A 1,601-nucleotide genomic window follows, 5' to 3' on the forward strand; every position below is an offset into this window, starting at 1 on the left:
ATCGCGCCGTGGACGACGGTGGAGCCGCAGACGCTGCGGCTGTATCCGGGGACGACGGGGTCGGTGGATCTGACGTTCGCCCCGCCCCGCACCCCGGACGCGACGGCCGGCCCGAACGCCTACGCGGTACGGATCACGCCGACCCAGCACCCCGAGGCGACGACCGTCCCCGAGGGGAACCTGACGATCACCCCGTTCACGGAGGTGCGGGCGGAACTCGTCCCGCCGACGGTGAAGGGACGCTTTCGGGGGCGGCCGAAGCTGGCCATCGACAATGTGGGCAACACCAAGGTCACCGCGTCGGTCAGCGGCAGTGACAACGGCGACCAGCTGTCGTACGACATCCATCCGAGCAACGTCCAGATCGAGCCCGGCCGTGCCGCGTTCGTGAAGGCCACGCTGAAGCCGCGCCAGATCACCTGGTTCGGGTCGAAGGAGGAGCGGCCGTACACCCTCGCGGTGAAGCGGTCGGGGGTCACGCCGCTCGACGTCGAGGGCACCTATGTGCAGCGGAGTTTCCTGCCCGGTTGGCTCGCCACCTGCCTCGCGATCTGCCTGGCCCTCGCGATCACCTTCCTGACCCTCTGGTTCGCCTACCAGCCCAGGGTCGTCAGCGCCGCCACCGACCTGCAGAAGACCGGGGTCAGCACGCTGGCGCCCAGCCCCTCGGCGCCGGCGTCGACCCCGCCGCCGCCCACGCCCTCCGCCCCGCCCGCCTCCTCGCCGCCCCCGCAGGTGACGGAGACGGAAGCGGCGGGCACCGGTGGAGGCGGGAGCGGCGACGGCAGCGGCGGCGGGTCCGGCGGCGGGTCCGAACAGAAGAAGAAGCGCGCGCCCACGGCCGCGACCGCCGTACGGCAGCTGGCCGCGTCGGACCCGGGCGGCCGGCACATCTGCTACCGCGCCTTCGTGACCGGCAAGGGCTGGACGGCCCCGGAGTGCGACGGCGACACGGCCGGCACGGTGGGCCAGGGCCGGTCGCTCAAGGCCCTCAACATCGCGGTGTCCGGCGTCAACGGCACGGCCAGCGCCGCGTTCGTCCACAACCCCGACTCGACCAACGGCCAGGGCCATTACCCGAAGCCCTGGTCGAGCGCGCCCGACGGCCTCGACAACTACTTCGGCAGCTCCAAGCCGGGCGCCCCGGACCTGCTGGGCTTCACCATCAACGTCGACGAGGGCGGCAAGGGGGTGTGCCAGTCGGTCCACCAGAAGGACCGGGGCTGGCAGAACCTGGCCTGCGACAAGCCGGGCGAGGGGGACAACTACATCTTCGGCGGCACCCTCGACAACGGCATCTGGCTCGAAGCCGTCAAGTTCACGGTGTGACAGGGGCCGCCCGGGCGGGCGCCGGTGGCCGTCGGGGCAGCCGGGCCTGCCCCGACGGCTCCTGACCGGACGCCGTCCGCCGCGTAGCGTCCTGACGTGAGCCTGTGGACTTCCCTCGAACCCGCCTCCGCGACTGTGGACCCCGGGAGCAGTACGACGGTGCGGCTGCGTCTGCGCAACACCGGTGACGTGGTCGACGAGTACCGTTTCGAGCCGGTGGGTGACATCGCGCCGTGGACGACGGTGGAGCCGCAGACGCTGCGGCTGTATCC

The 1,601-nt window shown here is 72.1% G+C and carries 1 protein-coding gene; it reads left to right on the forward strand.

Features of this window, described 5'->3' with window-relative positions:
• A partial coding sequence (locus ACWCRJ_RS44530; protein WP_450944693.1) for a hydrolase occupies positions 1-1,329 on the forward strand: 1,329 nt, incomplete at its 5' end.
• Positions 1,330-1,601: the final 272 nt, after the last annotated feature.

The organism is Streptomyces sp. NPDC002324 (assembly GCF_053593335.1).